This is a genomic window from Mycobacterium sp., from assembly GCF_035633495.1.
In the GTDB taxonomy this organism is placed as follows: domain Bacteria; phylum Actinomycetota; class Actinomycetes; order Mycobacteriales; family Mycobacteriaceae; genus Mycobacterium.
Genome location: NZ_DASQEU010000038.1, coordinates 46,217 through 62,956 on the forward strand (window position 1 = coordinate 46,217; position 16,740 = coordinate 62,956).

13 protein-coding genes and 3 pseudogenes are annotated in these 16,740 nt (G+C 65.8%); 14 read left to right on the top strand and 2 right to left on the bottom strand.

Features of this window, described 5'->3' with window-relative positions; translation table 11 throughout:
* Window positions 1-38: 38 nt before the first annotated feature.
* A pseudogene (locus VET27_RS05995) lies at window positions 39-194 on the top strand (ABC transporter ATP-binding protein); the annotation flags it as partial.
* Window positions 195-220: 26 nt separating this feature from the next.
* Here the strand turns inward: VET27_RS05995 and VET27_RS06000 are convergent.
* Window positions 221-331, bottom strand: coding sequence for a hypothetical protein (locus tag VET27_RS06000; RefSeq protein ID WP_526516088.1), 111 nt, complete (start codon window positions 329-331; stop codon window positions 221-223).
* Window positions 332-476: 145 nt separating this feature from the next.
* Between VET27_RS06000 and VET27_RS06005 the strand changes: the two genes are divergently transcribed.
* Both VET27_RS06005 and VET27_RS06010 read left to right on the top strand, forming a co-directional pair.
* On the top strand, window positions 477-1,157 hold the full coding sequence (locus tag VET27_RS06005) for a TetR/AcrR family transcriptional regulator (protein ID WP_526516090.1): 681 nt from the start codon (window positions 477-479) through the stop codon (window positions 1,155-1,157).
* Entirely contained in the window at window positions 1,154-2,944 is a 1,791-nt protein-coding gene (locus tag VET27_RS06010) for an acyl-CoA dehydrogenase C-terminal domain-containing protein (RefSeq protein ID WP_526516092.1), read from the top strand. Before VET27_RS06005 ends, VET27_RS06010 begins: the two co-directional genes overlap by 4 nt.
* 28 nt (window positions 2,945-2,972) lie before the next feature.
* Here VET27_RS06010 and VET27_RS06015 read toward each other — a convergent pair.
* Window positions 2,973-4,061, bottom strand: a pseudogene (locus VET27_RS06015) (alcohol dehydrogenase catalytic domain-containing protein).
* 36 nt (window positions 4,062-4,097) lie between these two features.
* Here VET27_RS06015 and VET27_RS06020 point away from each other — a divergent pair.
* The 11 genes and pseudogenes from VET27_RS06020 (at window position 4,098) to VET27_RS06070 (ending at window position 16,681) form a co-directional block, all read left to right on the top strand.
* Window positions 4,098-4,553 (top strand): acyl-CoA thioesterase, encoded by a 456-nt coding sequence (locus VET27_RS06020; protein WP_526516094.1) that lies wholly within the window; start codon window positions 4,098-4,100, stop codon window positions 4,551-4,553.
* Window positions 4,554-4,590: 37 nt separating this feature from the next.
* Window positions 4,591-5,034, top strand: coding sequence for an SRPBCC family protein (locus VET27_RS06025; RefSeq protein WP_526516096.1), 444 nt, complete (start codon window positions 4,591-4,593; stop codon window positions 5,032-5,034).
* Between the two features lie 50 nt (window positions 5,035-5,084).
* Window positions 5,085-6,515 (top strand): annotated as a pseudogene (gene fadD5, locus VET27_RS06030) (fatty-acid--CoA ligase FadD5); the annotation flags it as partial.
* 307 nt (window positions 6,516-6,822) lie between these two features.
* Complete coding sequence (locus tag VET27_RS06035; RefSeq protein ID WP_526516110.1) at window positions 6,823-7,539, top strand: MlaE family ABC transporter permease; 717 nt, start codon at window positions 6,823-6,825, stop codon at window positions 7,537-7,539.
* 1 nt (window position 7,540) lies between these two features.
* Complete coding sequence (locus VET27_RS06040) at window positions 7,541-8,410, top strand: MlaE family ABC transporter permease (RefSeq protein ID WP_526516098.1); 870 nt, start codon at window positions 7,541-7,543, stop codon at window positions 8,408-8,410.
* 3 nt (window positions 8,411-8,413) lie between these two features.
* Entirely contained in the window at window positions 8,414-9,640 is a 1,227-nt protein-coding gene (locus VET27_RS06045; protein WP_526516100.1) for an MCE family protein, read from the top strand.
* Window positions 9,637-10,668 (top strand): virulence factor Mce family protein, encoded by a 1,032-nt coding sequence (locus VET27_RS06050; protein WP_526516102.1) that lies wholly within the window; start codon window positions 9,637-9,639, stop codon window positions 10,666-10,668. Before VET27_RS06045 ends, VET27_RS06050 begins: the two co-directional genes overlap by 4 nt.
* The gene (locus tag VET27_RS06055; protein WP_526516104.1) at window positions 10,665-12,263 is read left to right on the top strand and encodes a virulence factor Mce family protein; all 1,599 of its coding nucleotides are present in this window, start codon (window positions 10,665-10,667) and stop codon (window positions 12,261-12,263) included. Before VET27_RS06050 ends, VET27_RS06055 begins: the two co-directional genes overlap by 4 nt.
* A 12-nt stretch (window positions 12,264-12,275) precedes the next feature.
* Complete coding sequence (locus VET27_RS06060) at window positions 12,276-13,910, top strand: virulence factor Mce family protein (protein ID WP_526516106.1); 1,635 nt, start codon at window positions 12,276-12,278, stop codon at window positions 13,908-13,910.
* 32 nt (window positions 13,911-13,942) lie between these two features.
* On the top strand, window positions 13,943-15,127 hold the full coding sequence (locus VET27_RS06065; RefSeq protein WP_526516112.1) for a virulence factor Mce family protein: 1,185 nt from the start codon (window positions 13,943-13,945) through the stop codon (window positions 15,125-15,127).
* 3 nt (window positions 15,128-15,130) lie between these two features.
* Window positions 15,131-16,681, top strand: coding sequence for a virulence factor Mce family protein (locus tag VET27_RS06070; RefSeq protein WP_526516108.1), 1,551 nt, complete (start codon window positions 15,131-15,133; stop codon window positions 16,679-16,681).
* Window positions 16,682-16,740 lie beyond the last annotated feature (59 nt).

Here is a 16,740-nt window from a genome sequence, read left to right on the forward strand (position 1 = left end):
GCCATTCATCAGGTTTTGACGGGCCGGTAGAAATTGGGCTCGACGAACCGTTCGCGGCCCTCGACGCCCTCACCAGGGAACGCCTGCAGGAAGACGTGCGACAGGTGAGTGCGGAGACCGGTCGTAGGACGATTTTCGTCACGCACAGCGCCGACGAGGCCGCGTTCCTGGGTTCGCGCATCGTGGTGCTGACTCCAGCTACGTCGCTCGCAGGCCGGACTCAGACCGGTGGATAAGCGGGCGGCGGGTAAACGCCGCGCAGGCCCCACGGAATGAAGTTGAAGAAGTACTCGATCTCGTCGCTGGCGTCGTAGTCCGGATTCGGATCCATCTTTACCTCCAAGCGAGACGATTACTTGGACAAAGTCTAGCCCGCGCCACCCCGCGCCGAACAGTGGAACGTGCCGTTTGCCTAAACTGGCCAACCAGTTGATTGGTACCCGGGGAAGGGCCCGGCATACATATAGTGAGTCGCGATGTCCACCGAGCCTGATTCTCTTCGCGCGAGCGGCTCAACGCCGTCCGCGAACGGCCTGACCCGCCGGGAGGAGCTGCTGGCGGTCGCCACCAAGCTGTTTGCGGCACGCGGCTACCACGGCACCCGGATGGACGACGTCGCGGATGCGGTGGGCCTGAACAAGGCCACGGTGTACCACTACTACGCCAGCAAGTCGCTGATCCTGTTCGACATCTGCAAGAGCGCCGCCGACTTCACGGTCGATGCGCTCCACGACGATCCGTCGGCGTCGGCCCGCGAGATGATCTACCACTTCACGCGCCGGCTGCTGGTCGGCATCGCCAGTGACGTCGAGCGCGGCGCCGTCTACTTCCAGGAGGCGCCGTACATCACCGAATGGTTCACCGAGGATCAGGTGGCCTACATCCGCAAGGCCGAGACCACGGTGTACGAGCACTGCCGCGACGTCATCGACCGCGGCATCGCCAGTGGTGAGTTCTACGACTGCGACTCGCACGTGCTGGCGCTGGGGTACATCGGCATGACGCTGGGTTCCTACCGCTGGCTCCGCCCGCAGGGCCGCCGCACCGCGCAGGAGATCGCCGTCGAGTTCAGCACCGCACTGTTGCGCGGCCTGATCCGCGACGAGGCCGTGCGCACCGAAGAGCCGCTCGGCATCGACCTCGCGGGTACGACGTGAGGTCCACCCTGTTGTCGCGACGCGACCTCGACTTCCTGCTGTACGAATGGCTTCGCGTCGACGAACTGACCAAGCGGCAACGCTTCGCCGAGCACTCCCGCGACACGTTCGACGGGGTGCTCGACCTCAGCGAGGAGCTCGCCGAGAAGTACTTCGCCCCTCACAACAAGAAGAGTGACGCCAACGAGCCGACCTTCGACGGCACCCGCGTCATCGTCATCCCCGAAGTCAAGGAGGCCATCGACGCGTTCGCGCAGGCCGACCTGATCGGCGCCAGCATGGACGAGGCCCTCGGCGGCGCCCAGTTGCCGGTTTGCGTGGCCCAGGCGGCGTTCGCCTACGTCTCGGCGGCCAACGTCAGCACCTCGGGGTATCTGATGCTGACGGTGGCCAACGCGAACCTCATCGCGAAGTTCGGCGGCGACGAGCAGATCGAGGCGTTCGTCAAACCGATGCTCGCCGGACGCTTCACGGGCACGATGGCACTCTCGGAGACGCAGGCCGGCTCGTCGCTGGCCGACATCCTGACCCGTGCCGAACCGCGGCACGACGGCACCTACCGGCTGTTCGGATCGAAGATGTGGATCTCCGGAGCCGAACACGAGCTCACCGACAACATCGTCAACCTGGTGCTGGCGAAGATCCCCGGTGGGCCGGCCGGCACCAAGGGCATCTCGCTGTTCGTCGTGCCGAAGCACCTCGTCGGCGCCGACGGCACGATCGGGGAGCGCAACGACGTCACCCTCGCCGGGCTAAATCACAAGATGGGCCAACGCGGTATCAGCAACACCGTGCTGAACTTCGGCGAAGGGGTCTACACGCCGGGTGGGGAAGCGGGCGCCGTGGGCTATCTCGTCGGCGAGCCCCATCACGGCCTGATGTACATGTTCCACATGATGAACGAAGCCCGCCTTGCCGTCGGGATGGGCGCGGTGTCGTTGGGCTACACCGGCTACCTGAAGTCCGTGGAGTACGCGCGCGAACGTCCGCAGGGCAGGCTGCTCAAGGACCCGTCGACGCCCCAGGTGCCGATCGTCGAGCACGCCGACGTGAAGCGAATGTTGTTGGCGCAGAAGTCCTATGTCGAAGGCGGACTCGCCCTCGGCCTGTACTGCACCAAGCTGATCGACCTGCAACGCACCGCGGAATCCGACGGGGAAGGCGATGCCACCTCGCTGCTTCTCGACATCCTGGTTCCGGTGGCCAAGAGCTGGCCTTCGCAGTGGTGCCTCGAGGCGAACAGCCTAGCCATCCAAGTACACGGCGGGTACGGCTACACCCGCGAGTACGACGTCGAGCAGCACTACCGCGACAACCGACTGAACCCGATCCACGAGGGCACCCACGGCATTCAGAGCCTGGACCTGTTGGGTCGCAAGGTCACTCAGCGCGGAGGGGCCAGTCTCGCGGAGTTGGGCAAGGCCGTGTCGGCGACCATCGCGCAGGCCACGGCCGCGGGTGGCGAGGCGGCCGACCTTGCCGCCCTGCTGGATTCGTCCTGGCAGCGCGTCGTCGAGGTCACGGGCGCGATGTTCGCTTCCGGTGACGCCGAGGCAACGCTCGCCAACAGTGCGATCTACCTCGAGGCGTTCGGACACGTCGTCATGGCCTGGATCTGGCTGGAACAGTTCATCGTGGCCCGCGGTGAAACGGGCGACTTCTACGACGGGAAGCGCCACGCCGCCCGATACTTCTTCCGCTACGAACTTCCGAGGACCGCACCGCAACTCGACCTGTTGGAGCGGCTGGATCGCACCACGCTGGAGATGCGCGACGCCTGGTTCTAGTGTGCGGTGAGCGCACACTGGACGGACCTCAGCCGAATTCGATGATCTGGCGTACCGCGCGCCCGTCGGCCAGTTCGTCGATACCGTCGTTGATCTGATCGAGGCCGATCGTCGCCGACACCAGTGACTCGATGGGTGGCCGGCCCGCCTGCCACATCGCGACGAAACGCGGGATGTCCCGCGCCGGGACCGCGGACCCCAGATAGCTGCCGATGAGCGACCGGCCCTCGGCGACGAAACCCAACGGCGACAAGCTGATTCGGGCGTCCGGGCGGGGCAGTCCGACCGTGACGGTGCGGCCACCAGGCGCGGTCGGGGCGATGGCCGTCTCCAGTGCTGCGGGGTGACCCGCGGCCTCGATCACGATCCGTGCCTTCAGGTCGCCCGTCTGGTCGGGGGTGACGGCGGTGTGCGCGCCGAGGCTGGTGGCCAGCGCGAGCTTGTCCGGCAGTTGGTCGACGGCGATGACATTGACGTCGTCGTGCGCGAGCGCGGTTAGCAGCGCCGCCATGCCCACCTCGCCCATGCCGACGATCGCGACGGTGTCACCGGGCCGCGGCTGGCCCGCGTTGAGCACCGCGCCGCCGCCCGTGAGCACCGCGCAGCCCAACAGGGACGCCACCACGGGTGGCACGTCCTGGTCCACCGGCACGACGGAGCGGCGTGGGTCGCGAAGGCCGAGACACCGAGGTGGTGCAGCACCGGCCTACCCTCGGCGGCGAGTCGGGTGCCGCCGCCCAGCAGCAGCGCCCTCGGCGCTGGCGGCGCTGCCGGGGATGCATGGTGCGAGCCCATCGGTGGCGCAGGCCGTGCACTCGCCGCACCGCGGCAGGAACGTCATCACGACGCGTTGCCCCACCGCGAGGTCGCCCACTGCGGCGCCGACCTGCTCGACGATGCCTGCCGCCTCATGTCCCAGCAGCATCGGCACCGGCCGGACGCGGGAGCCGTTGACCACGGACAGATCGGAGTGGCACAGCCCGGCCGCCTCGATGGGGACGAGCAGTTCGGTGTCACCCGGCGGCGCGAGCTCGAGGTCGGTGATCGTCAACGGTGTGGACTCGGCATAGCGGGGTGGCGCCCCGATCCGGTCGAGGACGGCTCCCCGGATCTTCACCGCTACCAGCTTGCCAGGGGCTGCAAGACTTGCCCGATGAGCGCTAGCGAGCGGGAGCTGACGTCGCACGACTTCCCGGTGCACTGGCCGGTGCTGACGCGGTGGACGGACAACGACATGTTCGGCGATCTCAACAACGCGGTCTACTACGAACTGTTCGACACGGCGATCAACGCGTGGCTCGACACCACTAAGGGTCTCGACCCGCTGACGGCACCGTGGCTTGGGGTGGTCGCCGAATCCGGCTGTCGGTACTTCGCGGAACTCCAGCTCCCCGACCCGCTGGTCGTCGGGTTGGCCGTCACCCGCCTGGGGACCAGTAGCGTCACCTACCGGCTCGCGGTCTTCCACCCACCCGAAGCGCCCGACGCCACGGAAACCGTTGCTGCAGTGGGTCACTGGGTGCACGTCTACGTCGACCGGACCTCGCGGCGTCCAGTGCCGATTCCCGACGCCATCCGCACCGTGCTGGACCACGCCGTCGTCACCTGACCCGATCGCGTCCATCCGCAGCCGATAAACTCGCGTGATGCCACTCGTGAGCAAGACCGTCGAGGTCGAGGCCCCCGCCGAATCGATCATGGCGATCGTCGCGGACTTCGAGTCCTATCCGCAGTGGAACGAGGAAGTGAAGGGTGTCTCGGTGCTCGCCCACTACGACGACGGCCGCCCCAGCCAGTTGCGTCTCGACGCTGCCGTCGGCGGTTTCGACATCACCTACGTCCAGGCGATCTACTATCCCGGCGAGAACCAGATTCAGACCGTCATGCAGCAGGGTGACCTCTTCTCCAAGCAGGAGCAGCTGTTCTCCGTCGTCGCGATGGGCCCGACCACGCTGCTGACCGTCGACCTGTGCGTCGAGACGACGATGCCCGTGCCCAAGCCGATGGTGAAGAAGATGGTCAACGACGCGCTCGAGCACCTGGCCGGGAACCTGAAGACGCGCGCCGAGGTTCTGGCAGCCGGCGGGTAGCCCTACGTCCAGAGGCCCAGTTCATCGAGTCGCGCGGTGAATCGCCGGGCACCGAGTTCATCGAATCTGTGCTGACGGCGAATCTGCTCGGCGCGATCGCGGTGCCGGTGAACTTCCGCATGACGCCGCCGGAGATCGCGTTCCTCGTCGGCGACTGCGAGGCGCGCATCATCGTGACCGAGCCGGTGCTGGCGGCCGTCGCGACGGCGGTGCGCGAGCTCGATCCGATGCTGGCCGACGTGATCGTCACGGGCGGGACCACCGAGGACGGGCTGCTCGGGTACGAGGACCTCCTCGCCGAGGAGGGCTCGGCGCCCGAACCGGTCGACATCCCCAACGATTCGCCCGCGCTGATCATGTACACCTCGGGAACCACCGGGCGTCCCAAGGGTGCGGTGCTCACGCACGTCAACCTCTCCGGCCAGGCGATGACGCACCTGTTCACCAGCGGCGTCGACCTGAACAACGACATCGGCTTCGTCGGTGTCCCGCTGTTCCACATCGCGGGCATCGGCAACACCATCACCGGCCTGTTGCTGGGACGACCGAAGGTGATCTACCCCCTCGGCGCATTCGATCCCGGCGCCCTGCTCGACGTGTTGGAGAGCGAGCGCGTCACGGGCATCTTCCTGGTGCCCGCGCAATGGCAGGTGGTGTGCGCCGCCCAGCGGGCCAACCCGCGCCAACTGAAGCTGCGAGTGCTGTCATGGGGCGCAGCCCCGGCGTCGGATAACCTCCTTCGTGAAATGGCCGCGACCTTCCCAGGAACCCAGATCCTCGCCGCCTTCGGCCAGACGGAGATGTCGCCCGTGACCTGCATGCTGCTGGGTGACGACGCCGTCAGGAAGCTGGGCTCGGTCGGCAAGGTCATCCCGACCGTCGCGGCGCGCGTCGTCGACGAGGACATGAACGACGTCCCCATCGGTCAGGTGGGCGAGATCGTGTACCGCGCGCCGACGCTGATGGCTGGCTACTGGAACAACCCCAAGGCTGGAACAACCCCAAGGCCACGGCCGAATCCTTTGCCGGTGGCTGGTTCCATTCGGGGGACCTCGTTCGCCAGGACGACGAGGGCTACGTCTGGGTCGTCGACCGCAAGAAGGACATGATCATCTCGGGCGGTGAGAACATCTACTGCGCCGAGGTCGAGAACGTCCTGGCCGCGCACCCGTCGATCGGAGAAGCGGCGGTCATCGGTCGGCCCCACCCCGAGTGGGGCGAGGTTCCCGTGGCGGTCGTGGCCATCGGAGCGACCGCGCCGTCCGGTCTGACGCTCGCCGAACTCGTCGAGTTCCTCACCGAGCGGCTCGCCAGATACAAGCATCCGAAGGTGCTGGAAGTCGTCGACACCTTGCCCCGTAACCCAGCGGGCAAGGTGGTCAAGACGGAACTGAGGGCGCGCTTTGGTTCAGAGGATTCGATTGACGCCCGGCGAAAGTTCTTCTGCTCCAACGGTTTCAGCCACAGTGACGGAAGGCTGACCTGCGATCACGAGTTTGCAACGGGCGGGGTGACAATCCTGCGGATGCGGTGCACCGCGCCGTTGCCATCGGGTACTCTCCTGTGGTCCGCCTTACTGCCCACCAGTAGGGAGACAGTGATCACACACACGAAGCTCGAGCAAGGAGAAGGCGTGCGACAGGTTCTGCCGTTGCGCCACAGTGGTCGCGGCTTCGTCGGGCGCGAGATCGTGAGTGCCAGGCGGTGACTGCCCAGACGCCGGGTCTCGTCGACAACGTCCGCGACCGGGTGAGACCAGGTCTGACGGCCGTCGGTGGCTTCGTGAAGATGTGCGTGCTCACGGGCAAGGCGCTGTTCCGCCGACCGTTTCAGACGCGCGAGTTCATCCTCCAGGGCTGGTTCTTGATGCGGGTGGCGTTCCTGCCCACCATCGCGGTCGCCATCCCGTTGACGGTGCTGATAATCTTCACGCTGAACATCCTGCTCGCCGAATTCGGTGCCGCCGACATCTCCGGCGCGGGCGCGGCACTTGGCGCGGTTACCCAGCTCGGACCTCTGGTAACCGTGCTGGTGGTTGCCGGCGCGGGTTCCACCGCCATCTGCGCCGACATCGGAGCCAGGACGATCCGCGAGGAGATCGACGCGCTCGAGGTCCTCGGCATCGACCCGATCCACCGCCTCGTCGTCCCCCGCGTGATCGCCTCCACGCTCGTCGCCTTCCTTCTCAACGGCGCCGTCATCACCATCGGCCTGGTCGGCGGTTTCGTCTTCGGCGTCTACATCCAGAACATCTCCGCAGGCGCCTACGTGGCGACGCTGACACTGGTCACTGGACTTCCGGAGGTGCTGATCTCTGTCATCAAGGCGCTGATCTTCGGCATGATCGCGGGGCTGGTGGGCTGCTACCGCGGCCTCACCGTCTCCGGTGGCGCCAAGGGCGTCGGCACCGCGGTCAACGAGACGCTGGTGCTCTGCATCATCGCGCTGTTCGCGGTGAACGTCATCATGACCACCATCGGCGTTCGATTCGGAACGGGGCGCTGACATGTCGACTACTGCAGTACTGAGGTCCCGCTTCCCCCGCACCGTGGCAGGCGGCGAGCGGCTCGCGAGTTCGCCGGCGCGCTTCCTCGACAGCATGGGCCACATCGCCTGGTTCGTCGTCACCGCGGTCGGCTCGATCGGTCACGCCTTCCGGTTGTACCGCAAGGAGATGTTGCGCCTGGTCGCCGAGATCGGCATGGGCACCGGCGCCATGGCCGTCATCGGTGGCACCGTGGCCATCGTCGGTTTCGTCACCCTCTCCGGTGGCTCGCTGATCGCGATCCAGGGCTTCGCGTCCCTGGGAAACATCGGTGTCGAGGCGTTCACCGGATTCTTCGCCGCGCTGGTCAACGTGCGCATTGCCGCACCGGTGGTCGCGGGTCAGGCGCTGGCAGCCACGGTCGGCGCCGGTGCGACCGCCGAATTGGGCGCCATGCGCATCAGCGAGGAGATCGACGCGCTCGAAGTCATGGGCATCAAGTCGATCTCGTACCTGGTGTCGACGCGTCTGGTGGCCGGCTTCGTCGTCATCATCCCGCTGTACGCGATGGCGATCATCATGTCGTTCCTGTCGGCGAGGGTGACCACGACGCTGTTCTACGGGCAGTCGACGGGTACCTACGAGCACTACTTCCGAACGTTCCTGCGGCCCGACGACGTGGCCTGGTCGTTCGTGCAGGCGATCATCATCTCGATGATCGTCATGCTCATCCACTGCTACTACGGCTTCTACGCCAGCGGCGGCCCGGTTGGCGTCGGCGAGGCCGTCGGCCGCTCGATGCGCGCCTCGCTGATCGCGATCGTCCTGGTCGTCCTGTTCGCTTCGATGGCGCTCTACGGCACCAACGCCAACTTCAACCTGACGGTGTAGCCGATGACCGCTCCAGGCCAGATGCAACTGCCTGTCAACATGCCGCGGACGCCTCCGTACAAGGTGGCCGGGCTCATCCTGCTGCTGATCGTCGCGGTCGTCGTCGCGCTCGTCTGGACTCAGTTCCGCGGTGGCTTCAGCGATCCGGAGAAGCTGACGTTGATCTCGTCGCGTTCGGGTCTGTCGATGGATCCGGGTTCGAAGGTCACCTTCAACGGTGTCGAGATCGGCCGGGTGGCCGGCGTCGCGGCGATCAACCAGAACGGTGAGCCGAAGGCCAAGGTCACCCTCGACGTCGACAGGCAGTTCATCAAGTTGATCCCGGCGAACGTCGACGCCCAGATCAAGGCGACCACCGTGTTCGGCAACAAGTACATCGCCTTCTCCTCGCCGAAGAACCCCAGCGGAAAGCTCCAGCCGTCCACGCCGATCGATGTCTCCGGCGTGACCACCGAGTTCAACACCTTGTTCGAGACCGTCGTGTCGGTGGCGGAGAAGGTCGACCCCATCAAGCTGAACCAGACCCTGACGGCGGCGGCACAGGCACTCGACGGATTGGGTGATCGGTTCGGCGAGTCCATCGAGAACGGCAACACCATCCTGGCAGACGTCAACCCGCTGCTGCCTCGACTCCGGCAGGACACCCAGCGCCTCGCCGACGTCGCCGACATCTTCTCCGCCGCCGGGCCCGACCTCTTTGACGGTCTGGAGAACGCCGTCACGACGGCGAAGACGCTCAACGACGAGCAGGGCAACATCGACCAGGCGCTGATGGCTTCCGTCGGGTTCGGCAACACCGCTGGCGAGGTCTTCGAGAAGAGCGGGCCGTATCTAGTCCGCAGCTCGGCTGACCTGGTCCCGACGAGTGCGCTGCTCGACGAGTACAGCCCGATGCTCTTCTGCACCATCCGCAACTATCACGACGTCGAACCGAAGATCGCCTCGTCTCTCGGTGGCAACGGATACTCGCTGAACACCCACTCGGAGGTTCTGGGTGCAGGCAACCCCTACGTGTATCCCGACAACCTGCCCCGGGTGAACGCCCACGGCGGACCCGAGGGCAGGCCGGGTTGCTGGCAGCCCGTCACCCGCGACCTGTGGCCCAATCCGTACCTGGTGATGGACACCGGCGCCAGCATCGCTCCCTACAACCACATCGGACTCGGTCAGCCCATCGCCATTGAGTACGTCTGGGGACGCCAAATCGGGGAGAACACGATCAACCCATGAGAATCACCGGTACAGCGATCAAGCTCGGCGCACTCTCCCTGGTGCTGCTGATGTTCACCGCGATCATCATCGTGGTGTTCGGTCAGCTGCGGTTCGATCGCACCACGGGCTACTCCGCGATCTTCAAGAACGCCAGTGGCCTGCGGGCCGGGCAGTTCGTTCGCGCCTCGGGTGTGGAGGTCGGCAAGGTCTCCAAGGTCGAACTCATCAACGGTGGCAACGAAGTCGAAGTCAACTTCGCCGTGGACCGTTCGCTTCAACTGTTCCAGGGGACGACGGCCTCGATCCGCTACCTGAACCTGATCGGTGACCGCTACCTGGAACTCAAGCGTGGCGACGACAACGCCAAGATGCCCGCAGGTGGCACCATTCCGGATTCCCGCACCGAACCCGCACTCGACCTGGACGCGCTCATCGGTGGGTTCCGGCCGCTGTTCCGGGCGTTGGAACCGGAAAAGGTGAACAACATCGCCCAGTCGATCATCACGATCTTCCAGGGTCAGGGCGGCACCATCAACGACATCCTCGACCAGACCGCCTCGCTGACCTCTGCGCTAGCCGACCGAGACCAGGCGATCGGTGAGGTGATCAAGAATCTCAACACCGTCCTCGCCACGACGGTGAAACACCAGCAGCAGTTCGACGAGACCCTCCAGAACTTCGAGACGCTCGTCACCGGACTGAAGAACAGGGCCGACCCGATCGCGGCGTCGGTGGCCGACATCAGCGACGCGGCAGGATCGGTCGCCGACCTGCTCGGCGACAACCGTCCCCTATTGCAGAAGACGATCACCAACCTCGAGATCATTCAGCAGCCGCTGGTCGACCAGAAGGAACAGTTGAACGACACGCTGATCAAGATTCCCGCCGCTCTGAAGATCATCGGGCGCGCGGGTGGCATCTACGGCGACTTCTTCAACTTCTACGCCTGCGACGTCACCCTCAAGTTGAACGGATTGCAGCCGGGTGGCCCGGTCCGCACGGTCAAGGTCTGGTCTCAGCCATCGGGTAGGTGCACACCGCAATGAGGAGTATCGAAGGCGACAACCGGATCCGCAACGGGTTGATGGGCATCATCATCCTGGCGCTCGTCATCGGCGTAGGCCAGAGCTTCGCCAGTGTGCCGATGATCTTCGCGCAGCCCAAGTACTACGCGGAGTTCTCTGATACCGGCGGCCTCGACACCGGCGACAAGGTGCGCATCGCAGGCGTCGACGTGGGCCAGGTCCAGACGCTGGCGATCGACGGCGACAAGGTTCTCATCGGCTACACACTCGACGGCACGAAGATCGGTACCGACAGCCGTGCCAACATTCGTACGGACACCATCCTCGGGCGTAAGAACCTCCAGATCGAGCCCAAGGGTTCGACGGCGCTGGGAGCCAACGGAGTGCTGCCAATCGGCCAGACCACGACGCCGTACCAGATCTACGATGCGTTCTTCGACCTCACCAAGGCAGCGTCCGGCTGGGACACCGAGTCGGTCAAGAAGTCGCTGAACGTGCTTTCGGAGACCATCGACCAGACCTACCCGCACCTGAGCGCGGCGCTGGACGGTGTCTCGCGATTCTCGGACACGATCGGCAAGCGCGACGAGGACATCAAGAAACTGTTGGCGAACGCCAACAAGATCGCCGGAGTGCTTGGCAGCCGCGGCGGACAGATCAACGACTTGTTGGTCAACGCCAAGACCCTGCTGGCGGCGATCAACGAGCGGTCCTACGCGGTCAGCATGCTGCTCGAGCGCGTCGGTGAGTTCTCCACGCAGGTCGAGGGTTTCATCGATGACAACCCCAACCTGAATCGCGTGCTGAACCAACTTCAGACCATCAGCGACGTGCTGGTGGCCAGGAAGTTCGACCTGACCGACACGCTGGCCTTGCTCAGCAAGTTCACCGCGTCACTTGCCGAGTCCCTCGCCTCTGGCCCGTACTTCAAGGTCATGCTGGTCAACTTGCTGCCCTACTGGATCCTGCAGCCGTGGGTGGACGCCGCCTTCAAGAAGCGTGGCATCAGTCCCGAGGAGTTCTGGGGCAACGCCGGGGTTCCGTCGTTCCGGTACCCGGACCCCAACGGCCAACGACAGCCCAACGGTGCACCACCGCCCGCGCCGACGCCGCTGGAGGGGACGCCGGAGAATCCCGGTCCCGCCGTGATCGCCGGCTCGCCCTGCTCCTACACACCGGGACCGGGAAACTATCCGACTCCGGGCAATCCCTTGCCATGCACGCAGGCCGTGAACGGACCGTTCGGCCCCAACCCGTACGGTTCCAACACCTACGGACCGCCCGACGTGCTCGGCGCGCCCGCGAATCCTGGTGCGCCGCCGCCTTCGCCAGGGGTTCCCAGCGCTGCGTTCCCCGGTGAGTTCTCGCCGCCCGTCCAGGGCGTCCCACCGGCTCCGTTCGCACCGGGCCCGCCCGGGGCCAGGACGGTCCCGGCCACGCCCGGTCCGTCCGACCCGTACATCGCCCCGGGGTCCCTTCAAGGTGACGGCACCTCGCCGCTGCCGCCCGCACTGGTCGGTCCGATCCCGCCCCCGGGGCCGGGGCCGCAGGTGGGTGGCGCTGGCGAACCGCTGCCGGGCAATCCGCCATTCCTTCCGCCCGGATCACAAGGTTAGGGGGCCACAGAGATGTCGACGATCTTCAACGTCCGAAACATGAAGTTGCCCGCGCTGACCAAGACTTCCGTGATCGTCGGATCGCTCATCGTGATCGCTGCGCTGGTCGCCGGGTTCTTCGGCTGGCAGCTCTACAAGAAGGTCACGACGAACACCGTGGTGGCCGAGTTCCCGCAGGCCTTGGCGCTCTATCCCGGCGACAGGGTCGAGATCATGGGCGTGCGGGTGGGTTCGATCGAGAAGATCGAGCCGGCCGGCGACAAGATGCGGGTGACCTTCAACTACGAGTCGAAGTACAAGGTGCCGGCGAACGCGACGGCATCGATCCTGAACCCCAGCCTCGTCGCGTCGCGCACCATTCAGCTGGCTCCGCCCTACACCGGCGGCCCGGTGATGGAGAGTGGCGCCGTCATCCCCAAGGACCGCACCCAGGTGCCGGTCGAGTACGACGAATTGCGCGACTCGCTCAGCCGCCTCCTGACCGACCTCGGCCCCACCAAGGAACAGCCCAAGGGCCCCATCGGTGACGTGATCGAGTCGTTCTCCGACGGTCTCGCCGGCAAGGGCCAGCAGCTCAACACGACGCTGAACAACCTGTCCGAGGCGTTGAGCACGTTGAACTCGGGTCGTGGCGACCTCTTCGGCGTGGTGAAGAGCCTGGCGCTGTTCGTCAACGCGCTCTACAGAAGCGACCAGCAATTCGTCGCACTCAACGACAATCTGGCGCAGTTCACCAACTCCTTCACCAACACCGACCGTGAAGTGGCGACCGCCGTCCAGGACCTCAACCAGTTGCTCACGACCACGCGCGGCTTCCTCGACGAGAACGCGACCGTGCTGACCAAGGACGTCAACAATCTGGCCGACGTGACGAATGCGATCCTGCAGCCGGAGCCACGCAAGGGCCTGGAGACGGTTCTGCACGTGTACCCGAACCTCGCGGCCAACCTCATGAACATCGCGGCGCCGAACGCCGGCGGCATCGTCGGTCTGCCGACCATCAACAACTACGCCAACCCGATGCAGTTCCTGTGCAGCGCCATCCAGGCGGGCAGCCGACTGGGCTATCAGGACTCGGCGGAACTGTGCGCGCAGTACCTGGCACCGATCCTGGACGCGACCAAGTTCAACTCGCTGCCGTTCGGCCTGAACCAGTTCAACACGGCGATGACGCTGCCGAAGCAGATCGCCTACTCCGAGCCGCGACTGCAGCCGCCGCCGGGGTATAAGGACACGACGGTGCCCGGCGTCTTCTCGCGGGACACCCTGTTCTCCCACGGCAACCACGAGCCGGGCTGGACCGTCGCCCCGGGTATGCAGGGCGTCGAGGTGCAGCCGTTCACAGAGAACATGCTGACGCCGGAGTCGCTGTCCGAACTCATGGGCGGCCCGGACATCGTCGCCCCGCCTGCGCCCTACGCGTTCGGGGTCAACGACGGCAGGCTGCCGGGGCCCCCGAATGCCTACGGCGAGAACAGTCCATTGCCCCCACCGTGGTACCCGCAGCCGGGTCCCCCGCCGGTGCCGGCACCGGGCGTGATCCCCGGTGATCCACTGGGTGCCATCACGCCTGCGGCCGGACCCGCGCCCGCCGCCGCACCCGCGCCGGCTGGACCACCGCTGCCCGCTGAAGCAGGAGCCGGTTGATGAGCCGCTTGCGCGAAGAAGAGACGGACCTGATGAGCCGCTTGCGCGAAGAAGAGACGATCGGGTTGCTGAAGCGTTTGAAGCTGAGAACCGTCGTCAAGCGCGGTGGAGCACTGCTCGCCGCGGGTCTGATCCTGACGTCGTGCGGATGGAAGGGCATCGCGAACGTGCCTGTGCCGGGTGGCGCAGGCACCGGCTCGGACAGCATGACGATCTACGTCCAGATGCCGGATACGTTGGCGCTCAACGTGAATAGCCGTGTGCGCGTTGCCGACGTCTTCGTCGGCAGCGTGCGGGCGATCGAGTTGAAGAACTGGGTCGCGACAATGACGCTGGACGTCCAGCCCGGTCTGAAGCTGCCCGCCGACACCAGGGCCGCGATCGGTCAGACGTCACTGCTCGGCTCGCAACACGTCGAGCTGACCCCGCCGGCGGACTCCTCGGGCCCGTTGATGAAGAGCGGCGACACCATTCCGCTCGATCACTCGAGTGCGTTCCCGACGACGGAGCGGACGCTGGCCAGCATCGGCACCATTCTGAGCGGCGGTGGCATCCCGAACCTCGAGACGATCACCACCGAGGTGAACAACCTCCTCACCGGTCGCGGGGATCAGATCCGCGAGTTCTTGGGACGCCTTGACACGTTCACCGCGGAGTTGAACAACCAGCGCCAGGACCTCACCCGCGCGATCGACTCGACGGACCGATTGCTGGCCATCATTGCGCAGCGCAACAACACGCTGGACCGCGTCCTGACGGAGTTCCCGCCACTGATCAAGCACTTCGCGGACACCAGGGACCTGTTCGCCGACGCGGTGATTGCACTTGGTCGCGTCAGCAAGGCTGCAGACGGTGCGCTTTCGCAGGCCAACCCGGACATCGCGGCCAACCTGAAGAACCTGCAACGTCCGCTGGTCCAGCTGGGCAAGGCGTCCCCGTACCTCCTCGGCGCGCTGAAGGTGATCGGAACCGCGCCGTTCAGCATCGAGAACGTGCCGAAGGCCATTCGCGGCGACTACATCAACGTGTCGCTCAACGTCGACCTGACGCTGTCCGCGATCGACAACGGATTCCTCAGCGGCACAGGGGTATCCGGCATGCTGCGGGCGCTGGAACAGTCGTGGGGCCGCGATCCGAGCACGATGATCCCGGACGTGCGGTTCACCCCGAACCCGCACAATGCACCGGGCGGACCGCTGGTCGAGAGAGGTGAGTGAGCGATGCTGACCCGCTTCATCAAGATCCAGCTGGTGGTCTTCTCCATCCTGACGGTCATCGCGTTGGTCGTCCTTGGCTGGTATTACCTGCGGCTGCCGAGTTTGGTCGGGATCGGGCAGTACGAGCTGAAGGCCGAGCTGCCTCGGTCGGGTGGTCTCTACTCGACGGCCAACGTGACGTATCTCGGTACCCAGATCGGCAAGGTCACCGACGTCAAGCCCACCGAGCGGGGCGTGTTGGCCACCATGAGCATCGACAGCAAGTACAAGATCCCGGCAGATGCCACCGCGAACGTGCACTCGGTCTCCGCGATCGGCGAGCAGTACCTGGACCTGGTGTCGATGTCGGACAAGCCGGGGCAGTATCTGGCCGCGGGTTCGACGATCACCAACGGCACGGTGCCGAGCGAGGTCGGGCCCGCGCTGGACGCCGCCAACAACGGTCTCGCCGCCCTGCCCAGGGAGAAGATCGACTCGCTGTTGACCGAGACGTCTGAGGCGATCGGCGGTCTCGGCCCCGCACTGCAGCGGTTGGTGGAGTCGACGACGGCCATCGCGAGCGACTTCAAGGACAACTTGGGGCCGGTGAACGACGTCGTCAACAACTTGCAACCGATCCTGGAAAGCCAGGCCAACTCGGGTGATGCGATCTCGCAGTGGGCCGCCAACCTGAACACCATCACGTCGCAGACCGCGGAGCAGGATCCGGCGTTGCGGAGCGCGCTGCAGCAGGCCGCGCCGACGGCGGATCAACTCAACGCCGTGTTCGGTGACGTGCGTGAGGCGCTGCCCCAGACGCTGGCGAATCTCGCGATCGTCACCGATCTGCTCAAGCGCTATCACTCCGGACTGGAACAGGCGCTAGTGATCCTGCCGCAGGGTGCGACTGTGGCCCAGGCGGGCACCATCTTCGAGGGCGAAGGTCTGCTGCACTTCGGTCTGTCGCTCGGCCAGCCGCCGCCGTGCCTGACCGGCTTCCTGCCTGCGTCGGAGTGGCGTGCGCCGGCCGACACCTCGACGAAGCCGCTACCCGACGGCTTGTACTGCAAGATCCCGAAGGACTTCCAGGGGAACGTCGTTCGTGGTGCGCGTAACTATCCGTGTGCGGACGTGCCAGGCAAGCGCGCGGCGACGCCGGAGGAATGCCGCGGCAACACTCCGTATGAGCCGCTCGGCACCAACCCCTGGTACGGCGATCCGAACCAGATCCTGACGTGCCCCGCGGCCGGAGCGCGATGCGACCAACCGGTCAAGCCCGGCTACGTGGTACCTGCCCCGTCGATCAACAACGGGTTGAACCCGTTGCCCGCCGATCAGTTGCCGCCGCCGCCGTCGCCGATGAGTGACCCGTTGACGTCCCCTGGCCAGGGCACCGTCGCCTGCAGTGGCCAGCAGCCCAACCCGTGCATCTACACTCCGGCATCAGGTCCTACCGCGATCTACACCCCGTCCAACGGGCAGGTCGTCGGACCCGACGGAGTCACGTACTCCGTCACCAACTCAAGTGACCCAGGAGAGAACGGATGGAAGGAGATGCTGGCACCAGCCGGCTGAACCCCCCCGAAGGGCAGGAGCGCAGCGACCCGGGAGAAGACATCAGTCTAGAACCCGAC

What these genes read in the sequence shown, in the direction of transcription:
- VET27_RS06000 (WP_526516088.1), bottom strand. Translation starts at nt 331, where the DNA reads ATGGATCCGAATCCGGACTACGACGCCAGCGACGAGATCGAGTACTTC.
- VET27_RS06005 (WP_526516090.1), top strand. Translation starts at nt 477, where the DNA reads ATGTCCACCGAGCCTGATTCTCTTCGCGCGAGCGGCTCAACGCCGTCC.
- VET27_RS06020 (WP_526516094.1), top strand. Translation starts at nt 4,098, where the DNA reads ATGAGCGCTAGCGAGCGGGAGCTGACGTCGCACGACTTCCCGGTGCAC.
- VET27_RS06025 (WP_526516096.1), top strand. Translation starts at nt 4,591, where the DNA reads ATGCCACTCGTGAGCAAGACCGTCGAGGTCGAGGCCCCCGCCGAATCG.
- VET27_RS06035 (WP_526516110.1), top strand. Translation starts at nt 6,823, where the DNA reads ATGTGCGTGCTCACGGGCAAGGCGCTGTTCCGCCGACCGTTTCAGACG.
- VET27_RS06040 (WP_526516098.1), top strand. Translation starts at nt 7,541, where the DNA reads ATGTCGACTACTGCAGTACTGAGGTCCCGCTTCCCCCGCACCGTGGCA.
- VET27_RS06045 (WP_526516100.1), top strand. Translation starts at nt 8,414, where the DNA reads ATGACCGCTCCAGGCCAGATGCAACTGCCTGTCAACATGCCGCGGACG.
- VET27_RS06050 (WP_526516102.1), top strand. Translation starts at nt 9,637, where the DNA reads ATGAGAATCACCGGTACAGCGATCAAGCTCGGCGCACTCTCCCTGGTG.
- VET27_RS06055 (WP_526516104.1), top strand. Translation starts at nt 10,665, where the DNA reads ATGAGGAGTATCGAAGGCGACAACCGGATCCGCAACGGGTTGATGGGC.
- VET27_RS06060 (WP_526516106.1), top strand. Translation starts at nt 12,276, where the DNA reads ATGTCGACGATCTTCAACGTCCGAAACATGAAGTTGCCCGCGCTGACC.
- VET27_RS06065 (WP_526516112.1), top strand. Translation starts at nt 13,943, where the DNA reads ATGAGCCGCTTGCGCGAAGAAGAGACGATCGGGTTGCTGAAGCGTTTG.
- VET27_RS06070 (WP_526516108.1), top strand. Translation starts at nt 15,131, where the DNA reads ATGCTGACCCGCTTCATCAAGATCCAGCTGGTGGTCTTCTCCATCCTG.